Here is a 5155-nt window from a genome sequence, read left to right as displayed (position 1 = left end):
GGTTTTTGCTGCTGCTCTTCTTTTGGCTTGCCATCTTCCTTCTTTTCTCCATCCTTTTTATCGTCCTTTTGCTGCTCTTCCTTTTCGTCACCTTCGCCTTCTTTTTGCTCGTCTTTCTGCTGCTCCTGGTCTTTTTTCTCCTGATCGCCTTTTTGCTGGTCTTGCTTTTGTTGATCTTTCTTCTGCTGGTCCCGTTTCTGCTGGTCTTTATTGTCCTTGTTTTGCTGATCCTTGTTTTGTTGTTCCTGCTCTTCCAGTACCTTTTTCAAAAGTTCATAATTGTACCGGGCCTCTTCATTGGCAGGGTCAGCTTTTATGGCTTCTTTAAAATGCTCCAGAGCTTCTTTGAATTTTTTTGACCGGTTTGCAATTACGCCAAGCTGCTGCTGTGCTACAGAGCGCACGACATTGTCTTTGCTATCCACCACAGCCTGATAGTTGTTGACTGCATTGGTGGTGTCATTAAGTTTGTAGTAAGCATTGGCCATGTTTAGCACAATATTGTCATCTTCCACCTGCATGGAGTCCACGAGGTAGAGGTAATTGTCTAATGCCTTTTGATAGTCGCCATTATTGTAAGCTGTTTTAGCTTCTTTTTTTAGTTTATTGACTTTGGCAATCTTATCCAGGTCAGTCCATGAACTGACAGTAACAAGGAGTATGGCAAACAAATACTTCATATCTTGATTGTTTTAACACTCGTAAGAAGATCAATGACCAATAGTAATAGTGCGATACCTAAAAAGTAGTAATATCTGTTGGCGGATACATCGATCTGCCTGGTGTCTCTCAACTCACCTTCAATATTGTTTATTGTATTAATCAATCGGGAAACATCATTATTAGTTTCATTGATTTCAAAATACTTGCCACCCGTTTCCGAGGCCAGTTTCTTTAAGGTTCGGCTGTCAAGTTTTGTAACCACATCATTACCTTCCCGGTTCTTTTTATAAACACCATTCACACGGATTTTGCTTCCGCGCTCCGTGCCGACTCCCAAAGTATATAATTTGATGCCCTGATCTTCTATTTCCTGAGCCACTTCTTCTGTTTCTTCCCCGAAATCTTCCCCGTCACTGATCAGAATAATCACTTTGGACTTTTGCTGCGTGATAGGAGATTCTTCGCTATTCAGTTTATTCAGCGCCAGTTGAAGGGGAGGGGTGAAGTCTGTGCCGGTGTTCGGAACCAAATTGGTGTACAGTGTTTCAATGAAAAGGTTGAGAGCATTTTGGTCAAAGGTAAGGGGTACCTGCATAAAGGCCTCTGATGAAAATATGATGATACCGATGCGGTCAGAGTTGAATGCTTCTACAATATTTTTTAATTCAAACTTTACCTTCTCCAGTCTTGTAGGCTGCACGTCGTTAGCATTCATGGACTGAGAGAGGTCTACTAATACAAATATATCTTTACCCACTGACTTAACTTCCCTTTTTGATTCTCCAAAGGAAGGGCCTAGCAGTGCCACGATAAATAAGGCGAAATAAATTGACCTGATGCTTAACTTGATGAATACAGAGCCATAGGGGGTGCTTAGTTTTTTTGCAATACTGATTACCCTTATGAGGTATAATAAGTAGAAGGCAACAAAAAGTGCGATAAACGTAATTTCCAATCCACTTAGGGAGTAGAGCCAGGTCATATCAAAAAGATTAGTTTATAAAAACTATATTGGACAAATATATAAAAGCAGTGATTGGACTCAAATACCATTGGTCATAAAACAATTTTTTAGTAGGAAAAACATTGAATAAACGATGTCAGGGGAGATTTAGTTTATGGATTGAAATTTTATTGAAAAAAGTTTTTGGGCAGGCTTGGTTAAGTGGAGAGAGTTCATTTATATTTGCACTCTCTTTCGGAGACAGTGACGTTGGTAAGTGCTGAAAAAGATGGGTAATAGTTATGTTAAAGGCGCTGAAAGAGCGTTTTTATAACCATCCGGAGAGGTGGGTGAGTGGCTGAAACCAGCAGTTTGCTAAACTGTCGTACTTGGCAACAGGTACCGGGGGTTCGAATCCCCCTCTCTCCGCTGGCTCGTATAGAGCGCCTGATAACGATCAGGAAGAAGAAAGTAAGATTATAAAGTTCGGGGCGTAGCGCAGTCCGGTTAGCGTACCTGGTTTGGGACCAGGGGGTCGCAGGTTCGAATCCTGCCGCCCCGACTTATTTTTAAGAATTTAAATTTCTGGATTTCCAGATTTAGGTTCCGTAGCTCAACTGGATAGAGCAACTGCCTTCTAAGCAGTAGGTTCGGGGTTCGAGTCCCTGCGGGATCACGATGCGAGGCAAACTGTATCTTCAGTTTGTCTTTTTTTATGCCCTTTTTTAAAGAAATCTGGTTAATAGAAACGTGAAACAGTGCTTCACTTTAACTTTTGAAAATCACTAAATCACGTCTATTGCCATTAACTACTGTCCGTCAAACACCAAGCTGAGCCTCCCCCGGAAACTCAGCTAAGCGTTTCTGGACCTAATCATCTGAGAGAAGAAAATCAATTACCAGTCGTTCAAAAGCATCCCTATTTTCGACATTGGTTAGGTGTACAACAGGGAGTATCACCAACCGGGCTTCTGGAATAGATGCTGCAATCTCCTCACTGTGTTCAGGAAGTGTGACGCCGTCGTATGCTCCACCTATGACCAGTGTTGGGTTAGGTATTAAAGTGATGGTTCTTCTCATATCAGTATCCCGCACAGCAGCAAAGGAACCTGCCAGGCCCTGCGGCGAGGTGGTCAATACCATCTTCCGAAATTCGTAAACGGTACTGTCCTGTGCCTTAATCATTTCCTGAGGGAACCAGTTGTTAATAAACATATCACCATAGGATTGCATAGAAGCTCCTGTATTTAATGAAATGATATGCTCATTCCATAGAGCCTGGGGGCCGAGGTATGAGGAGGTATTGGCAAGTACCAGTCTGTTTATCCTATCGGGTGCATGGATGGCCAGCCATTGACCAATAAAACCTCCTAATGATAAGCCGCAGAAATGCGCATGTTGTATGTTCAGGTGGTCCATTAGTTCAATGACGTCCCAACCCATTCGGGCTATGGAATAGTCGCCCGCAGGCGCATCTGAAGATCCGTGGCCGCGAGTATCAAAACGAAGAATTCGAAAATGTCGTGTAAAGGCAGGTATTTGTCCATCCCACATGTGAAAATTCGTAGCTATCGAGTTAGACAAAATTAGTACTGGTGCGTCTCCGGGGCCATCGAGTCTAAAGGCAATCTGCTGCCCATCGCCTGTGGTGAAATACTGTACCTCTTTTGTAGGGGTTAAATTTGTTTGCTGCTTCATAATCGTTAAATAGTTTGTAGTTGTTAATAGACCATATCTTTCACCTCTTGCTCCTTTGATGGCTAAAAGTGCAAGTGCAAGAACCAGTAAGAGTCGACCCGGAGGCCGAAAAATTGCTTTTTTCTGTTGCATATCGATCGTGTCTTGATTTGTATCGTAAGAGATACGAAGGTAGGGCGAGGGAAACACCGTCGCCTGTAAAAAGTAAGGTATCTCTTGTAACAATTGAGGTTTATGAAAAAGCAGCTTTATCAACCCTTCGAACTACATGTATCGGACTTGGCTTACTGGAAACAGCATGCCCTGGTTTATCATTTTTTTGAAATTATGCGGATTGACCAAGGGGAAGGTAGCCGTGAAGTGAATGAAAACATCTATGACTACTCAGAGGGAGATATATTTCTGTTTACCCCACTAGACTGCAGGGGCTTCCGGAGCGATAAAGAGACTCGTGTTTGTTCTATCAGGTTTTCTCAGGTATTTCTAACCCAGTATAAAACTGCCGGGGAGCGTGAAAGAGTGACCCGGTGGCTGAAACAGTTAGAACAGATATTTTATCACCACAATCGCTTTCAGCCGCTGATAATAAAGGGTGTCGCCGACCGTACGGCGATAACATCGCTTATAGATAACCTGACAGGAGAATATAACCGAAAAGAGGCCTATTATGAAGACAATCTCCGACATCTGATCACACTTATCCTTAACATACTTATGAGGAGTGTGGTGCATGAGCGTAGGGGTGAGGGTTGTGACTTTAAAGAGGAACCTCTTATTAATAAAGTTTTACTACACATCAGGCAAAATATCCATGACAAGAAAAAGATCAAAACCGCATACCTGGCGGAGAGGTTTAACTTGTCTAAAACATACGTAGGGGAATACTTTAAAAAAATAACAGGTGAAAGTCTGCAAAGCTATATTACGTTGTATAAGATGAAACTGGTTGAGCAGCGGTTGGCGAGCAGCACGCTTTCTATCAGTGAAATTGCCCACGAGCTTGATTTTAGCGACGGCAGTCATTTGAGCAGCCAGTTCAAAAAATATATTGGAGTGAGCCCGACAGTATACAGGAGTAAGCATGTTAAGGCTGGTCAGGAATAAGATAAAGGGTTAACTTAATCGGAAGTCAGTGGGCTTCGATATATTTGCTTTAACCGTTTTTGCTTAAGATTCTGCAAAAAAATATCAGGTACCTGCTTTCTATAACTAAACAGAAAGATTTATGTGTCGGTACGGAATGACTACTTATAAGCCTCACTATGCATGTTTTAATTGTTGTAAAACATTCAAAAGGAGATTGTTAGCCGATATAGAAAGAGGTTCTCATCAGCATCATGAGGTAGCCATAGCCAAATGTCCGCAATGTGGCCAGTTGATGGCGGATATGGGTTTGGACTTTGAATCTCCGAAAAGGAATGACACTAAAGCATGGCAGCATATTAGAAATTTATATACTGCCGGCATTACTTTTCATTCTTGCGGGTGCAGCGGGCCTGGGTACATTCCTAAAGATCACGAGGCATTGTTAGCCTACCTGGAGCAGGTTAAAAACAGGTATATTGACCACTGGCATTTTTGGCTGCACCGTGTGGAACCTGCCAATGATAGCGAAAGGCAAAAGGATTGGAATAAGAATATGCAGTACTTATATAGCGTACCTCAAAATTTAAAAGCAGGAACCGGGAAGAAAAGAAAGATTGATCCTGATAAGGCAATTGATTACTGGGCGGGCAAGATTAAAGATGTGGAAGGTAGGATTAAAGAGTTGAGTGAAAATTAAGGGTTTCCGTTTTGCAGTTCATAGGGTTTCGAAATCCCAAAAACCGTTTGTTTACCTATATGAAAAAG

Annotated in this window: 5 protein-coding genes and 3 tRNA genes; 5 read left to right on the top strand and 3 right to left on the bottom strand. The window is 42.2% G+C overall.

Annotation, left to right across the window (positions count from 1 at the left end; genetic code table 11):
• The coding region (locus E1163_RS04480) for a tetratricopeptide repeat protein (RefSeq protein WP_155169932.1) at positions 1-680 on the bottom strand (680 nt) is incomplete at its 3' end.
• A complete protein-coding gene (locus E1163_RS04475; protein WP_155169931.1) occupies positions 677-1645 on the bottom strand; it encodes a vWA domain-containing protein in 969 nt (322 codons plus the stop codon). The genes E1163_RS04475 and E1163_RS04480, both read right to left, overlap by 4 nt.
• A gap of 301 nt (positions 1646-1946) precedes the next feature.
• On the opposite strand from E1163_RS04475, the gene E1163_RS04470 reads away from it, so the two are divergent.
• From E1163_RS04470 to E1163_RS04460, 3 genes are all read left to right on the top strand, one after another.
• Positions 1947-2035, top strand: a tRNA-Ser gene (locus E1163_RS04470).
• A 58-nt stretch (positions 2036-2093) separates the two neighbouring features.
• Positions 2094-2168 (top strand) — tRNA-Pro (locus E1163_RS04465).
• Positions 2169-2208: 40 nt separating this feature from the next.
• A tRNA-Arg gene (locus E1163_RS04460) sits at positions 2209-2282 on the top strand.
• A gap of 194 nt (positions 2283-2476) precedes the next feature.
• Here the strand turns inward: E1163_RS04460 and E1163_RS04455 are convergent.
• A complete protein-coding gene (locus E1163_RS04455) occupies positions 2477-3304 on the bottom strand; it encodes an alpha/beta fold hydrolase (RefSeq protein ID WP_155169929.1) in 828 nt (275 codons plus the stop codon).
• 234 nt (positions 3305-3538) lie between these two features.
• Between E1163_RS04455 and E1163_RS04450 the strand changes: the two genes are divergently transcribed.
• Entirely contained in the window at positions 3539-4408 is an 870-nt protein-coding gene (locus tag E1163_RS04450) for an AraC family transcriptional regulator (RefSeq protein WP_155169927.1), read from the top strand.
• 196 nt (positions 4409-4604) lie between these two features.
• Complete coding sequence (locus E1163_RS04445) at positions 4605-5087, top strand: hypothetical protein (RefSeq protein ID WP_221417931.1); 483 nt, start codon at positions 4605-4607, stop codon at positions 5085-5087.
• Positions 5088-5155 lie beyond the last annotated feature (68 nt).

It is taken from the genome of Fulvivirga kasyanovii, assembly GCF_009711405.1.
GTDB lineage: Bacteria > Bacteroidota > Bacteroidia > Cytophagales > Cyclobacteriaceae > Fulvivirga > Fulvivirga kasyanovii.
The sequence above is the reverse complement of the archived record's forward strand: the minus strand, read 5'-3'. Positions and strand labels throughout refer to the sequence as shown.